The organism is Bacillus sp. OV166, assembly GCF_900177675.1.
In the GTDB taxonomy this organism is placed as follows: Bacteria; Bacillota; Bacilli; order Bacillales; family Cytobacillaceae; genus Neobacillus.
In genome coordinates, this window is record NZ_FXWM01000001.1 from 5,183,150 (window position 1) to 5,202,517 (window position 19,368).

Below are 19,368 nucleotides of genomic sequence, written 5' to 3' on the forward strand. Positions count from 1 at the left end.
GTTTGCCTATTGAACCACAAACCGAAGTTTTTCGTTAGATACTTTCTTTTTTTGATAGTTCAATCGATGCAGGGATTGCATCCATTTTCTGATAGTCATTTACTAGGGCAATCTCAAATACTTCGTGTAGATGGGTAACGGGAATAATATTGATCCCGTCAATTTCTTTAAGGATTGTCTGCATGTTTTCTTCTGGGATGATCACCGTTTTTACTCCTGCTTTTTTCGCAGCCTTCACCTTTGGATAGACACCGCCAATCGGCTTTACATTTCCATGAATGCTTATTTCTCCTGTCATTGCCACGGTGTTATCGATTGGAATTTTATAAATAGCGGAATAAATCCCCGTCGCCATTGCGATTCCGGCGGATGGTCCATCAATGGGAACACCACCTGGGAAATTCACATGGATATCATAGTCATTTGCTGGTACACCCATTGATCGTAAAACAGTAATAACGTTTTCAATCGAACCGCGAGCCATACTCTTCCGACGAATCGATTTCCCTTGTCCGCCAATACTTTCTTCATCTACGATTCCAGTAATATTGATCGATCCTTTATCTTTTGCTGGGATCACAGTCACTTCTATTTCTAGTAATGCACCTGAATTCGGACCATAGACTGCCAGTCCATTGATAAGTCCGACATGAGAAATATCATTAATCCTTCTTTCCATTCTTGGTGACATTTGACTAGCATGAATGACCCACTCAATATCTTCATCCTTGATAAAATTACGGTCTTCCGTAATCGCTAATCCTGCCGCGATTTGAATCAAATTCACCGTTTCACGGCCATTTCTTGCATAGTTTGCGATGGTATTCACACCAAGTTCGCTTATTTGAAGGTTAACTTTTTTCGCGGCATTATTGGCAATTTCCACAATTTCTTCCTGATTTAAGTCCCTAAAGAATACCTCCATACAGCGCGATCGAATCGCAGGCGGGATTTCACTCGGCGTTCTTGTTGTCGCGCCGATTAAACGAAAATCAGCTGGAAGTCCATTTTTAAAAATATCATGGATATGCGTTGGGATTTGGTTATTTTCTTCGTGGTAATACGCACTTTCCAGGAAGACCTTGCGATCCTCTAATACTTTTAACAGCTTATTCATTTGAATCGGATGTAATTCTCCGATTTCATCGATAAACAAGACACCGCCATGGGCGTTGGTAACTGCCCCTTGCTTCGGCTGTGGAATTCCTGCTTGTCCCATGGCTCCAGCACCTTGATAGATTGGGTCATGAACGGAACCAATTAAGGGGTCGGCTATACCTCTTTCATCAAATCGTGCCGTTGTTGCGTCTAGTTCGATAAACACAGATTCAGGTTTAAATGGTGATTTACGATTTTTTTTCGCTTCTTCTAATACGAGGCGTGCAGCTGCTGTTTTTCCAATTCCTGGCGGTCCATAAATGATCACATGCTGCGGGTTTGGTCCACATAGTGCTGCTTTTAATGATTTGATTCCATCTTCTTGGCCGACAATGTCTTGAAAGCTTGTAGGCCGAACTTTTTCAGCTAATGGTTCTGTAAGTGAAATGGATCTCATTTTGCGAAGCTGCTCCATTTCCTTCCGGGATTCCCGATCAATGGATACTTTTTGTGTCCGCTGATTCCTCAGCAAATTCCAAAAATACAGCCCAATGATGATTCCGAAAAATAGCTGTATAAATAAGGCAATCCCCGTCCAACTCATACATTTCCCTCCTGCATTTCAACTTATTACTAAATATATATTAATAAGTATTTCCTGCAGGCGGGTGGAATAAACCACAAATTGTAAGAAACTGTTCGGAGAGACGATATAACTAGAAAAGACCCGGCCTAAGCCGAGTCTTCGATAATTTTATGCAGATTTTTCTTCAGCAACAACAGTTCCATCTTCCAAAAGAAGTTTTGGAACACTATTGTTAATGACCGTTTCTTTAGTAATGACACACTTTGTAATGTCATCACGTGAAGGAAGGTCAAACATAACATCGAGCATAATTCCTTCAATAATCGAACGTAAACCACGGGCGCCGGTTTTGCGTTCAATTGCCTTTTTGGCAATTTCAGTCAATGCGCCTTCTTCAAATTGAAGTTCAACCTCGTCGATTTCAAGCATTTTTTGATATTGTTTAACAAGCGCATTTTTTGGCTTAGTTAAAATTTCAATTAATGCTGCTTCGTCTAATTGCTCAAGACTTGCGATTACAGGAAGACGCCCAATAAATTCAGGAATTAATCCAAAACGTAATAAGTCTTCAGGTAATACTTTTGAAAGAAGTTCTTTCTGTCCCACTTCCTGCTGCTTAATATCTGAACCAAAACCAATTACTTTTTGGCCTAAACGACGCTTAATAATCGGTTCAATCCCGTCAAATGCTCCGCCGCAGATAAATAGAATATTCGTTGTATCGATTTGGATAAATTCTTGATGCGGGTGTTTTCTTCCCCCTTGTGGTGGAACACTTGCAACCGTACCTTCAAGAATTTTTAATAATGCTTGTTGAACACCTTCACCAGAAACATCCCTTGTAATCGAAGGATTTTCGGATTTACGTGCGATCTTATCAATTTCATCAATATAAATAATTCCTTTTTCTGCTTTTTCAACATCATAATCAGCAGATTGAATTAATTTTAATAAAATGTTTTCAACATCTTCCCCAACATATCCAGCTTCGGTAAGGGAAGTTGCATCCGCAATCGCAAAAGGTACATTCAGAATACGTGCCAGTGTTTGGGCTAGTAAAGTTTTACCGCTTCCTGTTGGTCCAATCATACAAATATTACTCTTTGCAAGCTCAACATCATCTATTTTGCTATTAGAATTGATGCGCTTATAGTGATTGTAAACTGCAACAGAAAGAGACTTCTTTGCTTGATCTTGACCAATAACATATTCATCAAGAATTTCACAAATTTCTTTTGGCTTTGGTACATCTTTAAATTCTACTTCTTCTTCTGTTCCAAGTTCTTCCTCAACGATTTCGGTGCAAAGTTCAATACATTCGTCACATATGTAAACTCCTGGCCCGGCAACCAGTTTACGAACTTGGTCCTGCGTTTTACCACAGAAGGAACACTTTAATTGTCCTTTTTCATCATTAAATTTAAACAATCCTTTCACCCCTTAAAACGTGTTAAAATCCTAGTGGTTCTTGCGAATCACACAACCAAAATTCGAGTCTTTTTCTAATAATTGAATAGTATGTATGAAGCATTGTAACACATAAAGCCAATGGACTGGAAATAAAAAGCTTAGGGTAAATATGTTTTTCAGAACTCTCATTTTGTAAAGTGTGATTCATTTTAAAAACTTATGTACTCATTAATCTTAACCAATATGAGGAAAATAAATCTCAAACCTGTCTGGAAATTATTTATTGTTTATTCGCTATGTCTAACTTGTTTTCCTGCCCATTGTTAAAAATGTTCCCACTTCTTATTATAATATGTAATTGAAAAATGTATAAAACAAGGCACGATTCAAATCGTGCCTTGCAATATTTTAAACATTACTTCTTGTTTTCAACAATAAAGTCAACTGCTTTTTTAAGTTTAAGGTCTGATTTGATACCTTCAAGTCCGCCTAATGCTTGTTTAATGCTATCAACGGTCATGTTGTACATTCCAGCCATATTCTCAAGTTCTGCATCAACTTCTTCGTCAGTTACTTCAAGGTTTTCAGCCTTAGCAATCGCTTCTAATGTTAAGTTCGTACGAACGCGAATTACAGCTTCTTCTTTCATTTGCTCACGTAAAGCATTTTCGTCTTGACCTGAGAATTGGAAGTAAAGTTCAAGGTTCATACCTTGCATTTGTAAGCGTTGTTCGAATTCTTGAAGCATACGATTTACTTCGCTGTTGACCATTACATCTGGAATTTCCACTTCTGCATTTGCAGCAGCTTTTTCAACAACTGTATCACGTAAATGATGCTCAGCTTCGTGCTTTTTGCTGTTTTCTAAACGAGTTTTGATTTTCTCTTTAAGTGCGTCTAATGTTTCAACTTCATCATCCACATCTTTAGCAAACTCGTCATCTAATGCAGGAAGTTCTTTACCTTTAATCTCATGAATCGTTACTTTGAATACTGCAGGTTTACCAGCAAGCTCAGCTGCATGATATTCTTCAGGGAATGTTACTTCCACGTCTTTAGATTCGCCAGTAGCTAAACCTACTAATTGCTCTTCAAAGCCAGGGATGAAAGATCCTGAACCAATTTCAAGTGAATGGTTTTCAGCTTTTCCACCTTCGAACGCTTCGCCATCAACGAATCCTTCGAAATCTAGAACTACAGTATCACCATTTTCAATTGTGCCTTCTTCTTTAACTACAAGCTCAGCTTGACGCTCTTGAAGAGTTTTTAGTTCGTTAGCAACGTCTTCGTCAGTAACGTTTGTATCGAGTGCTTCTACTTCTAAGCCTTTGTATTCGCCTAATGTTACTTCAGGCTTTACTTGAACAGTAGCTTTGAAGATAAGTTCTTTGCCTTTTTCCATTTGCTCGATGTCGATATCTGGACGGTCGATTGGCTCGATGCCTGTTTCGTCAATTGCACTTCCGTATGCTTCTGGAAGAAGAATATCTAATGCATCTTGATAAAGTGATTCTACACCAAAACGCTTTTCAAACATTTGACGAGGCATTTTTCCTTTACGGAAGCCTGGAACATTTACTTGCTTAACAACTTTGTTAAAAGCCGCAGTTAGTCCTTCATTTACTTTTTCCGCACTTACTTCAACCGTAAGAACGCCACGGTTACCTTCTAATTTTTCCCATTTTGTTGACATACATTTTCCCTCCAACAATCTATTCTCATATCATTCGTAACGAATTTGAGTTTGGAAATAACTTGTCCATCAAGCTATTATCCTTCTTTTAAATGTGTTTTTTACACAATGCAACCACTACATTATAACATAGGTTTGTTTTCTTTCAACAGCGAAGCCTATATATTAGGATAAGAAATTTTCTCAATTACCTCAATCATCGCGATAGCTTCTTCTATTTCCTCCACTTGAACTTCATATTCTCCGGACAAGTAATGTAGCTCTGTGTCCATGCCAAGGTAATATTCGGCCAAGTGGTGAAAAGCTGCAGCCCAAGCAGCAGTGCTTTTCGGCTGCAATTCGAGAGGATAGCTTATAAAAAAATTTCGCTCTGCCATTCTGAAGCTGTTTTCAAAAAGAACGGGATTTTCACTTTCCAATCGAGCCTCTAATAAGGCCTTTACCTCTTTCAATCTTGGTTCTTCCCTAACTTCTGGAAGATGTGTTGGAATAACTTTTTTCTCCATCTCAAATTTCACGACAGATAATTCTCTATCAATTTCCTGTTCTTTTAAAAGAGATAACAGGATTGTTTTAAGGAATGGATGACCTGCTTCTGCTGCTAAATATTCGGCAATCTCAGGGAGGTAGGGGCGAATGTTTTTCTCAGCTAAGCTCGAAACGAGGAGCATTTGTTCGTTTAGATTATCAATCGAAAAAAGGTTTAGTTCATAAACGTTTGTTTTCTCAGGGGTGATGTCATATGTATTTGATTCTGTGTCTGGATCTGGGTCTGGTTGACGGTTTTCTGCCATTCTCCGGCTGAATTGCAGGATGGTTAAAAAGTGGTCATATTTTTCAGGCGGAATCTCTTTTTCTTCTAATAAGACTTCAATTGTTGCTACAATTTCCTGGTATTCATGAAGCTGGATCAGGACCGTCAAATAGAGATCGACCATTTGCAAATAGTCCCCAATTCCTTTATGAAGCATTTCTTTGGCAAGTGCTTTTGCTTTTTGAAAAGAAGATGCTTCAAAATAAGCCAGAACCAAACCAATCAAGATTTCGTCATTGTCAGGATCATGTTCTCTGGCTTCTTCCAAAAGGTTTATCGCTTCGTTGAATTTTTTCTTTTCAAGGTTTTCCAGACCTTTGTCAGTTAATCTTTTTTCAAGTCCGGGAAAAAAGATCACATTATCTATTCTTTTCACAGGTTCCCGTTTTTTCATAAAATCCGTCCTTATGATAGTCTTGGAAAATAGTTTAGCATAAATAGAGGGCAAAAAAAACTCACCAGCAATGGTGACTGATTTCTATTCGTTGAATTTGAATATACGTGACCTTAAACTTGGTCTCATCACCCTTACGGTTACATAGAGCCCCTTTATGTGACCGGAATCTAAGTCCCATCACCTTTACGGTCACATAGAGCTCCTTTAAGTGACCGTAAACATAGCTGCAACACTTTACGGTCATATAGAACTATAAATTTTGTTTTAACAACTAATAAACAGAAAAAAACTCACTTATAAAAGTGAGTTTTTTTCTACTATGTAGTATAGCGTCCCAGGAGAGATTCGAACTCCCGACCCACGCCTTAGAAGGGCGTTGCTCTATCCAGCTGAGCTACTGGGACATATAAGTTGTTTAAGACAAGATTTATTATATTACCGTAATAACAAAAAGTCAACAGACTTTCTATTATTTTTTTAAAAAAATAAAAGGGAGAGGAAATCTCCCTCTCATTTATCGAAGGGCAAATTCACGGGCAAGCTCTGGAATTTCCCGTCCATCCGCTTCAAACACTGACATCTTAACTTTCTCATCCTGCAAATCAAGAATAACATAGGTTTTTTCTAAGCGTTCCCTTGGCAAACGAATGCTACCTGGATTTAAAAATAAGGTACCATCTATCACTTCCGCACCAAGGACATGCGAGTGGCCAAAACAGACGATATCGGCGTTTACTTCCTGTGCTTTATATTTAATATTCATCAAAGAAGATTTTACTGAATAAAGATGCCCATGAGTAACGAAGAATTTCTTCCCCGCCGCCTCGACTATTGTCTCTAAAGGATATCCGCTGCCGAAATCACAATTTCCCCTTACCGTTATATAACCAGATATCGCTTGATCATCAGGCATCAATTCCGAATCGCCACAATGAATCATTAAATCAACATCTTCAGAATGCCTTTCTCTTAAAACATTGAGTTCTTTCGTCAACCCATGGCTATCACTAACCACTAAAACCTTGCTCATTACTTCTCCGCTCTTTCTAAAATAGAATCCAAGACCACATCGAGCTTCTTCAACGCATTCGCACGATGGCTGATTTTATTTTTTTCATCTGATGATAATTCGGCCATGGCTAGACCTTTCTCAAGCACATAAAAAACAGGATCATAGCCAAATCCATTGGTACCTCTTTGTTCTTCAAGAATACGACCTTCACAGGTGCCTGACACCGTTATGGTTTCTTGACCTGGAACTGCGACAGCTAAAGCACAGTAAAATCGTGCGGAACGCTTTTCCTGAGGAAGTCCTTTTAATTCTGACATGACTTTATCTGTATTGTTCTGGTCATTTTTTTGTTCCCCAGCATAGCGTGCTGAATAGATTCCTGGTCTTCCTTCAAGCGCGTCCACCATTAAGCCAGAATCGTCGCCAATCACCATTTTACCAAGTGCTTGGGAGACAGCTTCCGCCTTCAAGATCGCATTTTCTTCAAAGGTTGAGCCCGTTTCGTCTACGTCCGGGATTTCAGGAAAATCAAGCAAGGTTCGGACTTCGATCCCTCTTGATGCAAAGATATGCTCAAATTCCCTCGCCTTTCCAGGATTTTTCGTCGCAATAATAACTTCTTTCACTCACAATCGCCCCTTATTTTTGTCTTCGTGATTCTATTTTTCGGGTAATCTCTTCACCTAGAACCTCTTTTTGTCGTTCAAATAGGTCCGTAAGCCCAGTTTGAGCAGCACTAAGCAGACCTTGAAGCTGCTCGTAGGAGAATGTTGATTCCTCGCCCGTTCCCTGCAGTTCAACAAATTCGCCAGTTCCAGTCATGACCACATTCATATCGACCTGTGCATTAGAATCTTCGGCATAATTTAAGTCAAGAACAGTTTGGTTATTTTGTAAAATCCCCACACTTGTTGCCGCTAAATAATTCGTAATTGGAAACCTTGCAAACGACTTTTTCTCTGCTAAAGAATTTAAAGCGAGGGTCATCGCCACAAATGCACCGGTGATCGAGGCTGTGCGTGTCCCGCCATCCGCTTGGATCACGTCACAATCGATCCAAACGGTTTTTTCACCTAACGCCCCTAAATCGACAACTGCTCTAAGGGCACGCCCGATTAATCGTTGAATTTCCATTGTCCGGCCAGAGACCTTCCCTTTTGATGATTCGCGAATATTTCTTGTTTCTGTCGCCCTTGGCAGCATCGAATACTCGGCAGTAATCCAGCCTTTGCCTTCCCCTCTCATAAAATGAGGAACTCTCTCTTCAATACTTGCAGCACAAATTACTTTCGTATTACCAACAGAAATTAGGACAGAACCTTCAGGGTGCATTAAATAATTTGGTTCAATATGTATGGGCCTTAGTTGGAGCGGCTCTCTTCCATCAAAACGCACAAATACTACCTCCTTCAACTTTGAAAAGCATTTTTAAATTGGTACATGAATTTTACTTATACCAAATAAAGAAGAGGCGGGCTTAAAGCCAACCTCTTTCTTGGTCACTATATAGTATAACAAATATTTTTTTTTAAAAACTACCTGTATTGACTTTTTCTGGTCGAGTTACTGGTTCAGTTAATTTTTTGCCACTGTCATTTTTGATGTCTGCCTTGCCATTTACTTGAACAGCTACTTTTTCAACACCCTCTTGTTCCGTTAAGGAAAGCACGAGTGCATCTAGTAAATTTTGTGATATTTCCTTTTCTTCAAAGCTGCCAAAAATATTCTCATCAAAGTTCAAGGTTACTTGTCCGTCCTCGTACTTTGGCGCCTCTAGGAGTTTAACATCTGACATAAATTCAGATACCAGTGGTGATTTCTCACTAGGTCCTTTTATTAATTCATTGACGACAGCTACATAGGGATCTTTCTCAGTGTTGCTAACCCGGCGCGTCACAGGTACATAATAGTAGGAACCTTCTTCACCACCAATAAAATAGACAGTTACTGGTTTGGTATTGGTGATATCAGTTACATCCGCTGTATCATAGTTGATACCGGTGGCTCTTGAGAGGTTTTCACTTATTGGTGTTCCATTAACAGGCATTTCCGTTAAATCATGACCGTTCATTTTTAGCTTAACGGTTTTAACATTATCAAACTGAGTCAGCGTCCAAGTGACCGATTGGAGGATCTTCATCTCATCTTCAGCTTGGTAATTCTTAAACTCTTTTGAAAAATTAACCGTGGCGACGCCATCTTTATCAATATTCACAGACAGATCCGTATCCTCTGGGAGGACTGCTCGAAAATCATTTGGTAGTTGATCTGTAACAGGTCCATTCGCCACTAAATATTCAAGGGCCTGTTTAGCAACTGATGTTGTTTTCGGTAGGTCCAATGTTTGCGGTACAACATAGCCATCTTTATCAACCAGATAAAGCTCCGTTTTGACTGTGTTTTCTTGCTTAGCCGTTTCTTTAGCCGTCGGTTCCTTACTGGTTGTTTTTTCTGCAATCGTCGTACTCTTTGGTGGATCAATTTTCTTTTGTGTTTCCGACCCTAATAATCCACAACCTGACAGTAGAACTGTTGAAGTAAGCACAGTCGACATAAGGATCTTTGCTTTATTTTTAGACATAACTATTTCCCCCTAAGACAGTTTGTACTAACATGTATACGAGCCTAGAGAGAAATTAGACCGACTTACACAAGAAAAATAGAACAATATTTTAAAAAATAAAATAAATGGTAAAAATGGTAAAAATGGTAAAAATGGTGTCAGGCACCACTCGCGCACAAATGTCCACCAGTGGAGGACACCATCGTTTATTCAGCAAAAAAAAAAAACGAGCCTCTATTTAAAGAAGGCTCGACTTATAGCTTGATCTTTTGCACATTGTTAATTGGATTCCCCAGCCATTGTGAGGCGATTTTTGAAAATATCCGCCTTGAACCGGTTGTGTAAAATTCATGCTCTGGTTCTTCTTCACACGAATCAAGTAACCCATTATATTGGAGGATTGCACTTATTTCCCGAGCGGTTTCATCACCAGAGCTAATTACGCTTACAGACTCACCCATGACATTTTTTATGACGGGCTCAAGCAACGGGTAATGGGTGCAGCCTAAAATAAGGGTATCCAGGTTCTGATTCTGCATCGGCCTTAAGGCATCGTCGACAATTCTTTCCGCAATCGGCCCACCAAATTCATCACTCTCTACAAGAGGGACAAATTTTGGACAAGCATGTGCTTTGACAAAAAGCCGGCTATTTAATGATTTCAAGGCTCTTTCATAAGCACCACTTTTTACTGTACCCTCTGTGCCGATAATTCCGACACGGTAGTTTTTTGTCTTTTTGATTGCCGCCCGTGCTCCAGGATTAATTACCCCTAAGACCGGGATGGACAATTCCTTACGAATCTCGTCTAGTGCCGCAGCTGTTGCCGTATTACAGGCAATAACGAGCATCTTAATCTTCTTTTCTAATAAAAAAGAGGTCATTTCCCAAGTGAACCTCTTTACTTCCTTTGTTGTTCTCGGACCATATGGGCAACGTGCGGTATCCCCCAAATAGATGATTTTCTCATTTGGAAGCTGTCTGATTACCTCTTTGGCAACAGTTAATCCGCCAACGCCGGAATCAATAACACCAATTGCTTGTTTCAAACTTATCGCCTCTTTTAACGCATTTCCTGATGCAATTTCGTTAAGCTTTTTTGAAGAAGTTGAATTTCTTCAGATGAGAAATTGACCAACACTTCTTCTAAATAAACTTTACGCTTTTTAATCACTTCATCAATGATTCGCTTGCCCTCTTCAAGTAGATGAATTCTGACAACACGACGATCGTTTGGATTTTTTACCCGCTCTACAAGTAAATTTTTCTCCATTCGATCAACAAGATCTGTCGTCGTACTGCATGCCAAATACATCTTATTAGAGAGCTCCCCGATTGTCATATCACCATCTTCAAAGAGCCACTGCAATGCAATGAATTGCGGTGGAGTAATCGTATAATTACTTAGCATTTCTCTTCCTTTTTGCTTGATGATCCCAGAGATGTAGCGTAAATCCTTCTCAATATTGGCAACAATGTCACCATTTGCTTCTTGTGAATTTTCGTGTTTCATCTCATAACACTCCTATATAAAGCTTCTCTTCTCCTCAAGACCATATCTATTTAAACATATTGTTCAAAAATTAAATATCTAAATACTTACCTTATTTTCTACTTTTTTCGCTAAAAATTCAAGTTGAAACTATTAGAAATATTAGTTTGAGACTCTTTGGAGTATAATAAAATAGATATTAGAATAATCAACCAAAGGTGAGAAAAGAATGGAAATTGTAATCAGCAAGACAGCACTAAAGTGGTTTAAAGACGAAGTAGAGTTAAAAACAGGAGATAAGGTGAAGTTTTATCCAAAGGTCTATGGAAACAGTCCTGTGCAAGAAGGTTTCTCGCTCGGTTTCACAGTAGATAACGAGCCAATCGATATGATAACTAAATTCGAATCAGAGGGCATGTGGTTTTATGTTGAAGAAAGGGACTTGTGGTTTTTTAATGGACATGATTTACAGGTCAATTACAACGAAAAAACAGATGAATTAGAATATAGTTATACCAAGTCACCGGAATAATAGAATACTCAACAAAAATAGGAAGGTTGTTCTCAGCCCTCCTATTTTAGTCTTTATTAAAACTCCTGCCTATTTTATTTACCACTTTTTCGAAAAACCCCTCCCCCCCCTGTTTTGTCCTTTCAATCTTATCTCCATTAATCGGCAGTATCACTTCGATTAGCGTTCCTTTTTCATCGCTCCAAAAATGAACGGTCCCATGGTGATTTTCAACAATTTGTTTGGAATTCATAATTCCTAATCCAGTGCCGCTCTCTTTTGTTGTAAAAAATGGTTCCCCGACTCGTTTTAATACATGTTGCGGCATTCCACTTCCTGTATCTTTAATTAGCATTTTTACTTGATTAAAACCGTGCTTCTTCAGCTCAATAGTAATCACTCCGCCATTCGGCATCGCTTCAATCGCATTTTTTAAAAAATTTATAAGCACTTGTTTTAATTGATTTTTATCGCCGTTGATGATTAATTTTCCACAATCATTAACAAATTCAATCTGCACATTATTCATAATTGCCTGGGTATCAATCAGCGTTTTCACATCTTCAATCAATGTTTGTAAAAGCACAGGCTCAAACTTTAGATCTTGTGGTTTTGCGAGTATCAATAACTCACTGAGAATGAGTTCTATTCTATCAATTTCCGATTGGATAATATCAAAGTAAGATTTATGGTCATTTAGCTTTGTTTCTATTAATTGAAGAAACCCTTTAATCGCAGTGAGTGGATTTCGTACTTCATGGGCAATCCCTGCTGCCAGTTGGCCAGCTACATTTAATTTCTCAGCATTTAGTAATAGTTCTAGTGTTTTTTTTCGATCAGTTATATCCCTGATAATAACATGCCTTGCTGGTTTATTTTGAAATATCGTGGGAATTCCTTTTACCTCCGCCTCAAACACAGTGCCATCTAACCTGATCAATTTATATTCAAAAAAGTCTGTTGCATCCCCACGCGTAACTATTTCCACCCGTTCTTTAATACGCACATGATAATCAGGATGAATGAGATCGACTATTTTCTTTTGTTGAATTTCTTCTTTGTTTGATGCTCCAAATAACTTTGCACCCGTTTCATTTATAAAAAGAATGTCATCTTCATAGGCAATGATTACGGCGTCAGGTGAATTGTCAACTAAATCCCGATAGGATTCTTCACGTTTTTCTAATTCCTCTTCTATATTCGTTTTAATTGATCCATTATTAGCTGCTTTTATTGAACTGCCCATCTCTATTTATCTATTCCTTCCACCATAAAATAAAAGCCAAGATAGGAGTCATCCCATCTTGGCTTATGTCTAGCTCAATTGAAATTGTCTAGTTCACTTCCGCCTTTATGCAGTTGGTGATAATATTAGTACGATTACACTTTTATCGCGATAAAAATCCCAATCCACAAATACATCATTCACTTTCGTTTGTAGAATCGATTCAAAATTACTGCTACTATGTAATAATCGCTTCTCTAGATTCCGTTTCGCAATCCTTAATATCTCAAAGTTCCCTAAACGAATTAACTCCTTCTCAATTGGCACAAGAATTCCATTTCGAATAACAACCAGCGTTCTTTCATTTAATAAATAGGAAACGACCTCTTCAGGCGTTTTTTCCGCTTGAAGGCTTATTCTATTAATTTCTTGGTGAAGAGATTCTTGACCATGATAATTATAGGTTTTTTCATTGTTAATTTCGATTTCAGTCGAGGTAGAGCCTATACAAACAAATAATCCACTTTTATTGTGTAAACCCCAATCATAATAAAACTCATTAACTTCTATACTTGTCAGAATTTTAATATAGGCTTTAAACTCAGGGATTAATTTTTGCATCAACAAATCTCTTGTTGTTTGGATCATTGCTTCTTGTTGCTGCCCTAACAAAACAGTTTCAGAAGGCGAAATAAAGTTACGTAAATAAACAGTCAGTATCGTGTGATTATAGGAAACATAAACAGATTCGGGACCTTTCCCGAAGTTTTCACGGAGTGTTCTCCCAATATAACCCGCCAGTTCTGTTTGCACTTGTTTGTATTCCAAGAAAAACATCCTTTTATGAGATAAAAGCATTATTTCTTTTATCCTAGGTTTATTTTAAATGTCTATAAATAGATTATCAATTTATTTATGAAAATTTATTCGCAATTTTTGTAACAAATTTACTTTTCATTGACAATTTCGCACCGAATTCGTGATTTGTTATCACACACAATCCGAATAAAATTATTTCCTAGATTAACAATAATCTTAGTGTTACTTTTTAACACGAATCTTCAATGTGGAGGGATATACTTTGAATATTCTCTTTAGCTTATTCTCAACCTTGATTATTATGGGGATTAGAGCAGCATTCTTATTTTGTCATACTACTTCTCGGCTAAAATTTTGGTTTAGAATGCCTGCTTTCAAGTAAGCATAAAAGTATTTTTCAAGTATCGCTGATCTGCATTGCAGACAAAAGGGTAAGCATTTCGTTTGCTTACCTTTTTTATGGCTATCTATTCAAAATTAAACCGGCCTCCCCAAGAGGATGCCGGTCATAATTAAAGTTCTAGCTCTCCCATTCGAAGGAGCTCTACAACTGCTTGAGAACGCCCCTTTACACCAAGCTTTTGCATGGCATTTGAAATGTGATTCCGAACCGTTTTTTCGCTTATAAATAATTCACCAGCGATTTCTTTCGTTGTTTTGTCTTGTACTAATAACTCGAATACTTCTCTTTCTCGTTTGGTGAGTAACGGCTTGTGATTATAAACATTCTCCTTCAAGTACTGTAACCCTCCTTGCCTTCGCCAGTATGAACACGGGGTGGGTATATATTTAGTCAACATATCTTATGTGAACAGTTCTAATGTAGTGACTATATTTACAAACAGATGATTCGTTTTTATAAAAAAAAACTCCTAGCGATTAGGAGTTTTTGGGCTTTGCATAAATAATGTATCGTTTTGGGGCATTTCCTATATAACTAAACGGGTAACAGGTTGTTAAGATTAGTTCCTCTTTATTATGTTGGAGCGTAATAATGCTCGTATCATCAGACTTAACAATTTTGGTATCAATTATTTCATAAGTATAGGATCCATACGGCATTTCCATCTTCAGTGAATCGCCAATCTCAAGTTCCCCTAATTTACGAAACACGGTGTCTCGATGTCCAGAAAGAACAATTTGTCCTTGATCACCAGGGTAATAGGCGCCTTTATAATGGCCGACACCTTTTTCGAGATCATCGGGGTCGGTTCCTTCGATGATTGCTAACTCTGCTTTGATTTTTGGAATGGCTAAAAGACCGACTGTCTCCCCCATTTCTGGCGGCTTGCTGTTTACATCCCTCTTTTTAGGGGCATCCTCAGGCTGGTCTGCAATTAGTTCCTTAGCCTGCTTGAGTGAAGCATGTGTTTGCGTTTTCACATCTATAAATTGCCAAAGCCCAATACCTACTAAAATTAATCCTGTAAGAATAATTAACAGCGGAAATTTAGATTTCACCTGTATGTACCTTCCTTTTTCAACGAACTAACGTTATTAATAAGAGTATAACAAATCACTACCGAAAGAACCATTGCAATTATTGCCCCTATACGACAAAAAAACCTTCTTTTCGATGATAGAAAAGAAGGTTTTTTCAATTACATTTAAATTAAACGAAAAGTCTTCCGCAATTCTATGCGTTGTCACTTCCAAAGAAGCTTCTGAAGGCTTGAATGGTTGTATCACGGTTTAATGCAGCAATCGAGGTAGTCAACGGAATACCTTTCGGACAAGATTGAACACAATTCTGTGAGTTACCACAGTTTGCAAGTCCGCCGTCGCCCATAATCGCTTCAAGTCTTTCTGCCTTATTCATTGCACCAGTTGGATGGGCATTGAAAAGACGAACTTGAGAAAGCGGCTGTGCTCCAATAAAGTTTGATTTGCTGTTTACGTTCGGGCATGCCTCAAGGCAAACACCACATGTCATACATTTTGAAAGCTCATAAGCCCATTGACGCTTTGTCTCAGGCATACGTGGTCCTGGGCCCAAATCATAGGTACCATCGATTGGGATCCATGCTTTCACTTTCTTTAAGGCATCAAACATTCTGCTCCGGTCAACCTGTAAGTCACGTACCACTGGGAAAGTTTTCATCGGAGCTAATCGAATCGGCTGCTCCAATTGGTCGACAAGTGCTGAACAGGATTGACGAGGCTTGCCGTTGATGACCATTGAACATGCACCGCAAACTTCTTCAAGACAGTTCATATCCCAAGTAACTGGGGTCGAATCTTGTCCTTTTGTGTTTACAGGGTTTTTACGAATTTCCATTAACGCCGAGATGACATTCATATTCGGACGATAAGGAACCTCAAATTCCTCCTCGTAAGGAGCAGTATTTTCGTTATCTTGACGTGAAATAATAAATTTAACCTTTTTAGCTTCTGACATTCTTCCTACTCCCCCTTAACTTTTTGCGTAATTGCGTTCCCGTGGCTTGATCAATGAGACATCAACATCGTCATAATGGAAAGCTGGTGCTGTTGAACTGTCAACAAATTTCGCCATTGTCGTTTTTAAGAATTCCTCATCATTACGTGTAGGGAAGTCAGGCTTATAATGAGCACCGCGGCTCTCATTCCGGTTGTATGCACCAATCGTAATAACACGAGCCAATTGCAGCATGTTTTGTAGTTGGCGAGTAAATGCTGCCCCTTGGTTGCTCCATTTGGATGTATCATTAATATTGATGTTTTGGTAACGTTCTAGAAGTTCCTGAATTTTCTCATCTGTCTTTAATAGCCTGTCGTTATGACGAACAACCGTTACATTATCAGTCATCCATTCCCCAAGCTCTTTATGAAGAACATAAGCATTTTCATTTCCATTTAGGGACATAATTGAATTCCACTTATCTTCTTGTTCTTTAACATGTCGGTCAAATACGCTAGAAGAAACTGCATCGGAACTCTTCTCCAAGCCTTTGATATATTTAACTACGTTTGGTCCTACAACCATTCCGCCATAAATGGCTGAAAGCAAGGAATTGGCACCTAAACGGTTCGCACCATGCTGAGAATAATCACATTCACCCGCTGCAAATAGACCAGGGATGCTTGTCATTTGGTCATAATCAACCCAAAGTCCACCCATTGAATAGTGAACAGCAGGGAAGATTTTCATTGGAACTTTACGAGGATCATCACCCATGAATTTTTCATAAATTTCAATAATCCCGCCAAGTTTAATATCTAATTCATGTGGATCCTTATGAGAAAGATCGAGGTATACCATGTTTTCGCCATTGACACCGAGCTTTTGATTAACACAAACATCAAAAATTTCGCGAGTGGCGATATCACGTGGTACCAGGTTTCCGTAAGCTGGATATTTCTCCTCTAAGAAATACCATGGTTTCCCATCTTTATATGTCCAGATACGGCCACCTTCACCACGAGCCGATTCACTCATTAGGCGAAGCTTATCGTCACCTGGAATGGCTGTTGGATGGATTTGGATCATTTCACCGTTAGCGTAATAAGCACCTTGCTGATACACAATCGATGCTGCTGAACCTGTATTAATAACTGAGTTTGTAGATTTTCCAAAGATAATACCAGGGCCGCCGGTTGCCATGATGACTGCATCCCCTGAGAATGACTTAATTTCCATTGTTTTTAAATTTTGAGCCACAATTCCACGGCACACACCATCGTCATCAACGACAGAACCCAGGAATTCCCAGCCTTCGTATTTCGTTACCAAACCAGCTACTTCTTCGCGGCGAACTTGTTCGTCTAAAGCATAAAGCAACTGTTGACCAGTCGTAGCGCCTGCAAATGCTGTCCGGTGATATTGTGTTCCCCCGAAACGGCGGAAGTCTAATAATCCTTCTGGTGTACGGTTAAACATAACGCCCATACGGTCCATTAAGTGAATAATACCTGGTGCTGCATCACACATCGCCTTTACTGGCGGCTGGTTAGCCAAGAAGTCTCCGCCATATACGGTGTCATCAAAGTGAATCCATGTCGAATCGCCTTCACCTTTGGTATTTACTGCTCCATTAATACCACCCTGGGCACAAACCGAGTGAGAGCGTTTAACTGGAACAAGAGAAAACAACTCTACAGGTGTTCCTGTTTCTGCAACCTTAATCGTTGCCATTAAGCCAGCTAAACCGCCGCCGACAATAATTACCTTACCTTTACTCATTCGTGACTCACTCCCTTAATCCAAAATCCAATATTATTCCGATCAATCATTAATTTGTTATACAAAAGCTAATAAAGTCGTTACTCCAACATAGGAAAGAGCTAAGAAAATAACGATTGTCACGTATGTAGAAATAACTTGAGAACGTGGAGATACTGTGATGCCCCAGCTAACAAAGAATGACCACAATCCGTTTGCAAAGTGGAAAATTGCTGAAATAATCCCAATGACATAAAACGCAAACATGAACGGTGATGAAAGAATATCTTGCATCATTTGAAAGTTAACTTCATTTCCAAACGCCGCTGCTACCCGTGTTTCCCATACATGCCATGTGATAAAAATAAGTGTAATCACACCAGACACACGTTGAAGCATAAACATCCAATTTCTAAAGAATCCATATTGGCTTGCATTGTTTTTGGCTGTAAAAGCAATATACAGCCCGTAGATTGCATGGAATAAAATTGGTAAATAAATAATTACAGTTTCTAACACATAGCGAAAAGGAAGATTTCCCATAAAATTCGCAGCTTTGTTGAAGGATTCTACCCCAACTGTCGCATAGTGGTTCACAATCAGATGCTGGATGACAAAGATCCCAATTGGAATAACCCCAAGCAACGAATGCAATCTCCGATAAACAAACTCTCGATTACCTGCCATAAATTTACCCTCCTATAATGTTTAAAAAAAATGATGTTCAGTTTCTAGCATTTAAATCCCCTTATATGAAACCTAGCATCAGTGTGACAATAATGTGACATGTCCATTTTACTCCCATCATCTTAGAGCGTCAAGAAAACGGATACACAATTCTATCATAGATATTAAAATTTTTAAAATATATTGAAATTATAATAGATTTGTTAATCTCAATAATAATTTGGATTAATATTAAAAATAAATAGATAATTACAATTAATTACCAGGATATAACGGTTGTTATTTTTACCATATCGGGAATTATAATTATCATAGAAAAAAAGGCAAGATATTGCAAAATAACAAAAAAACTAATGTAAATTGATTCGTTTTATCTAGAAAAACTGTACTGACACCTAACAAAAAGCGTATATAATAGAATGATAGAAAGAGGGGAAGCTTGTGAACGATAGTACAGTTGTTGTTGAGACTATAGATACCGATGAACCAAAATCCATATCTCTTTTCGGGTATGAATTAATCAGAGAAATTCTTTTACCTGAGATTTTAGGAAAAGATACACCTGAAATTTTATATTGGGCCGGAAAAAGCCTCGCACGTAAATTTCCACTAACTGATATTGCTCAGATTATGGAGTTTTTCGCCAAAGCCTCTTGGGGCCAACTTGAAATAATAAAAGAAAATAAAACTGAGATCCAATTTGAACTAATGAGTCCAGTTATTGTCCCGCGTGTGAAATCAAAAGCTGAGCACTTTTTCCAACTCGAAGCCGGCTTCCTTGCCCAACAAATTGAACTACAAAAAGAAGCCAATGCAGAAACCTTTGAACATCCTGTAAAGAAATCAAATAAAGTCCTTTTCACTGTTAAATGGGAAAAGAACTAAACGTGGGAATGGGGTGTCAGGCACCGCTTCGGTGC

The 19,368-nt window shown here is 38.5% G+C and carries 19 protein-coding genes and 1 tRNA gene; 2 read left to right on the top strand and 18 right to left on the bottom strand.

Features of this window, described 5'->3' with window-relative positions; all coding sequences use genetic code 11:
• Positions 1 to 34 precede the first annotated feature (34 nt).
• From lonB to CCK98_RS25590, 11 genes are all read right to left on the bottom strand, one after another.
• Positions 35 to 1,702 (bottom strand): ATP-dependent protease LonB, encoded by a 1,668-nt coding sequence (lonB, locus tag CCK98_RS25540; RefSeq protein WP_088089167.1) that lies wholly within the window; start codon positions 1,700 to 1,702, stop codon positions 35 to 37.
• A gap of 150 nt (positions 1,703 to 1,852) precedes the next feature.
• Positions 1,853 to 3,112, bottom strand: coding sequence for an ATP-dependent protease ATP-binding subunit ClpX (clpX, locus tag CCK98_RS25545; RefSeq protein ID WP_088089168.1), 1,260 nt, complete (start codon positions 3,110 to 3,112; stop codon positions 1,853 to 1,855).
• A 397-nt stretch (positions 3,113 to 3,509) separates the two neighbouring features.
• Positions 3,510 to 4,787, bottom strand: coding sequence for a trigger factor (tig, locus tag CCK98_RS25550; protein WP_088089169.1), 1,278 nt, complete (start codon positions 4,785 to 4,787; stop codon positions 3,510 to 3,512).
• Between the two features lie 158 nt (positions 4,788 to 4,945).
• Positions 4,946 to 5,995, bottom strand: coding sequence for a tetratricopeptide repeat protein (locus CCK98_RS25555; protein WP_088089170.1), 1,050 nt, complete (start codon positions 5,993 to 5,995; stop codon positions 4,946 to 4,948).
• 333 nt (positions 5,996 to 6,328) lie between these two features.
• A tRNA-Arg gene (locus tag CCK98_RS25560) sits at positions 6,329 to 6,402 on the bottom strand.
• Between the two features lie 110 nt (positions 6,403 to 6,512).
• Positions 6,513 to 7,028: a metallophosphoesterase family protein gene (locus tag CCK98_RS25565; protein ID WP_088089171.1), complete on the bottom strand. Its 516-nt coding sequence runs from the start codon at positions 7,026 to 7,028 to the stop codon at positions 6,513 to 6,515.
• Entirely contained in the window at positions 7,028 to 7,636 is a 609-nt protein-coding gene (locus CCK98_RS25570) for an XTP/dITP diphosphatase (RefSeq protein ID WP_088089172.1), read from the bottom strand. The genes CCK98_RS25565 and CCK98_RS25570 overlap by 1 nt, the downstream gene beginning before the upstream one ends.
• Positions 7,637 to 7,649: 13 nt before the next feature.
• Positions 7,650 to 8,405: a ribonuclease PH gene (gene rph / locus CCK98_RS25575; protein ID WP_088089173.1), complete on the bottom strand. Its 756-nt coding sequence runs from the start codon at positions 8,403 to 8,405 to the stop codon at positions 7,650 to 7,652.
• Positions 8,406 to 8,538: 133 nt separating this feature from the next.
• Positions 8,539 to 9,591 (bottom strand): GerMN domain-containing protein, encoded by a 1,053-nt coding sequence (locus tag CCK98_RS25580; protein ID WP_088089174.1) that lies wholly within the window; start codon positions 9,589 to 9,591, stop codon positions 8,539 to 8,541.
• A gap of 236 nt (positions 9,592 to 9,827) precedes the next feature.
• Entirely contained in the window at positions 9,828 to 10,622 is a 795-nt protein-coding gene (gene racE / locus CCK98_RS25585; RefSeq protein WP_088089175.1) for a glutamate racemase, read from the bottom strand.
• A 14-nt stretch (positions 10,623 to 10,636) separates the two neighbouring features.
• The gene (locus tag CCK98_RS25590) at positions 10,637 to 11,086 is read right to left on the bottom strand and encodes a MarR family winged helix-turn-helix transcriptional regulator (protein WP_088089176.1); all 450 of its coding nucleotides are present in this window, start codon (positions 11,084 to 11,086) and stop codon (positions 10,637 to 10,639) included.
• A gap of 208 nt (positions 11,087 to 11,294) precedes the next feature.
• Between CCK98_RS25590 and CCK98_RS25595 the strand changes: the two genes are divergently transcribed.
• Positions 11,295 to 11,597: a HesB/YadR/YfhF family protein gene (locus tag CCK98_RS25595; protein WP_088089177.1), complete on the top strand. Its 303-nt coding sequence runs from the start codon at positions 11,295 to 11,297 to the stop codon at positions 11,595 to 11,597.
• Between the two features lie 46 nt (positions 11,598 to 11,643).
• Here CCK98_RS25595 and CCK98_RS25600 read toward each other — a convergent pair whose 3' ends face one another.
• From CCK98_RS25600 to CCK98_RS25630, 7 genes are all read right to left on the bottom strand, one after another.
• Positions 11,644 to 12,822, bottom strand: coding sequence for an ATP-binding protein (locus CCK98_RS25600; protein ID WP_088089178.1), 1,179 nt, complete (start codon positions 12,820 to 12,822; stop codon positions 11,644 to 11,646).
• A 105-nt stretch (positions 12,823 to 12,927) separates the two neighbouring features.
• Entirely contained in the window at positions 12,928 to 13,629 is a 702-nt protein-coding gene (locus tag CCK98_RS25605; protein ID WP_256942462.1) for a DUF2294 domain-containing protein, read from the bottom strand.
• Positions 13,630 to 14,132: 503 nt separating this feature from the next.
• Positions 14,133 to 14,357: a spore germination transcription factor GerE gene (gene gerE / locus CCK98_RS25610; RefSeq protein WP_026563391.1), complete on the bottom strand. Its 225-nt coding sequence runs from the start codon at positions 14,355 to 14,357 to the stop codon at positions 14,133 to 14,135.
• 142 nt (positions 14,358 to 14,499) lie between these two features.
• On the bottom strand, positions 14,500 to 15,081 hold the full coding sequence (locus tag CCK98_RS25615) for a class D sortase (protein ID WP_088089179.1): 582 nt from the start codon (positions 15,079 to 15,081) through the stop codon (positions 14,500 to 14,502).
• 175 nt (positions 15,082 to 15,256) lie between these two features.
• Positions 15,257 to 16,018, bottom strand: coding sequence for a succinate dehydrogenase iron-sulfur subunit (gene sdhB, locus CCK98_RS25620; protein ID WP_088089180.1), 762 nt, complete (start codon positions 16,016 to 16,018; stop codon positions 15,257 to 15,259).
• A gap of 15 nt (positions 16,019 to 16,033) precedes the next feature.
• The gene (gene sdhA / locus CCK98_RS25625) at positions 16,034 to 17,782 is read right to left on the bottom strand and encodes a succinate dehydrogenase flavoprotein subunit (protein WP_088089181.1); all 1,749 of its coding nucleotides are present in this window, start codon (positions 17,780 to 17,782) and stop codon (positions 16,034 to 16,036) included.
• 57 nt (positions 17,783 to 17,839) lie between these two features.
• On the bottom strand, positions 17,840 to 18,448 hold the full coding sequence (locus CCK98_RS25630) for a succinate dehydrogenase cytochrome b558 subunit (RefSeq protein WP_088089182.1): 609 nt from the start codon (positions 18,446 to 18,448) through the stop codon (positions 17,840 to 17,842).
• A 441-nt stretch (positions 18,449 to 18,889) separates the two neighbouring features.
• Between CCK98_RS25630 and CCK98_RS25635 the strand changes: the two genes are divergently transcribed.
• Entirely contained in the window at positions 18,890 to 19,333 is a 444-nt protein-coding gene (locus CCK98_RS25635) for a YslB family protein (RefSeq protein WP_088089183.1), read from the top strand.
• The last annotated feature ends 35 nt before the right edge of the window (positions 19,334 to 19,368 follow it).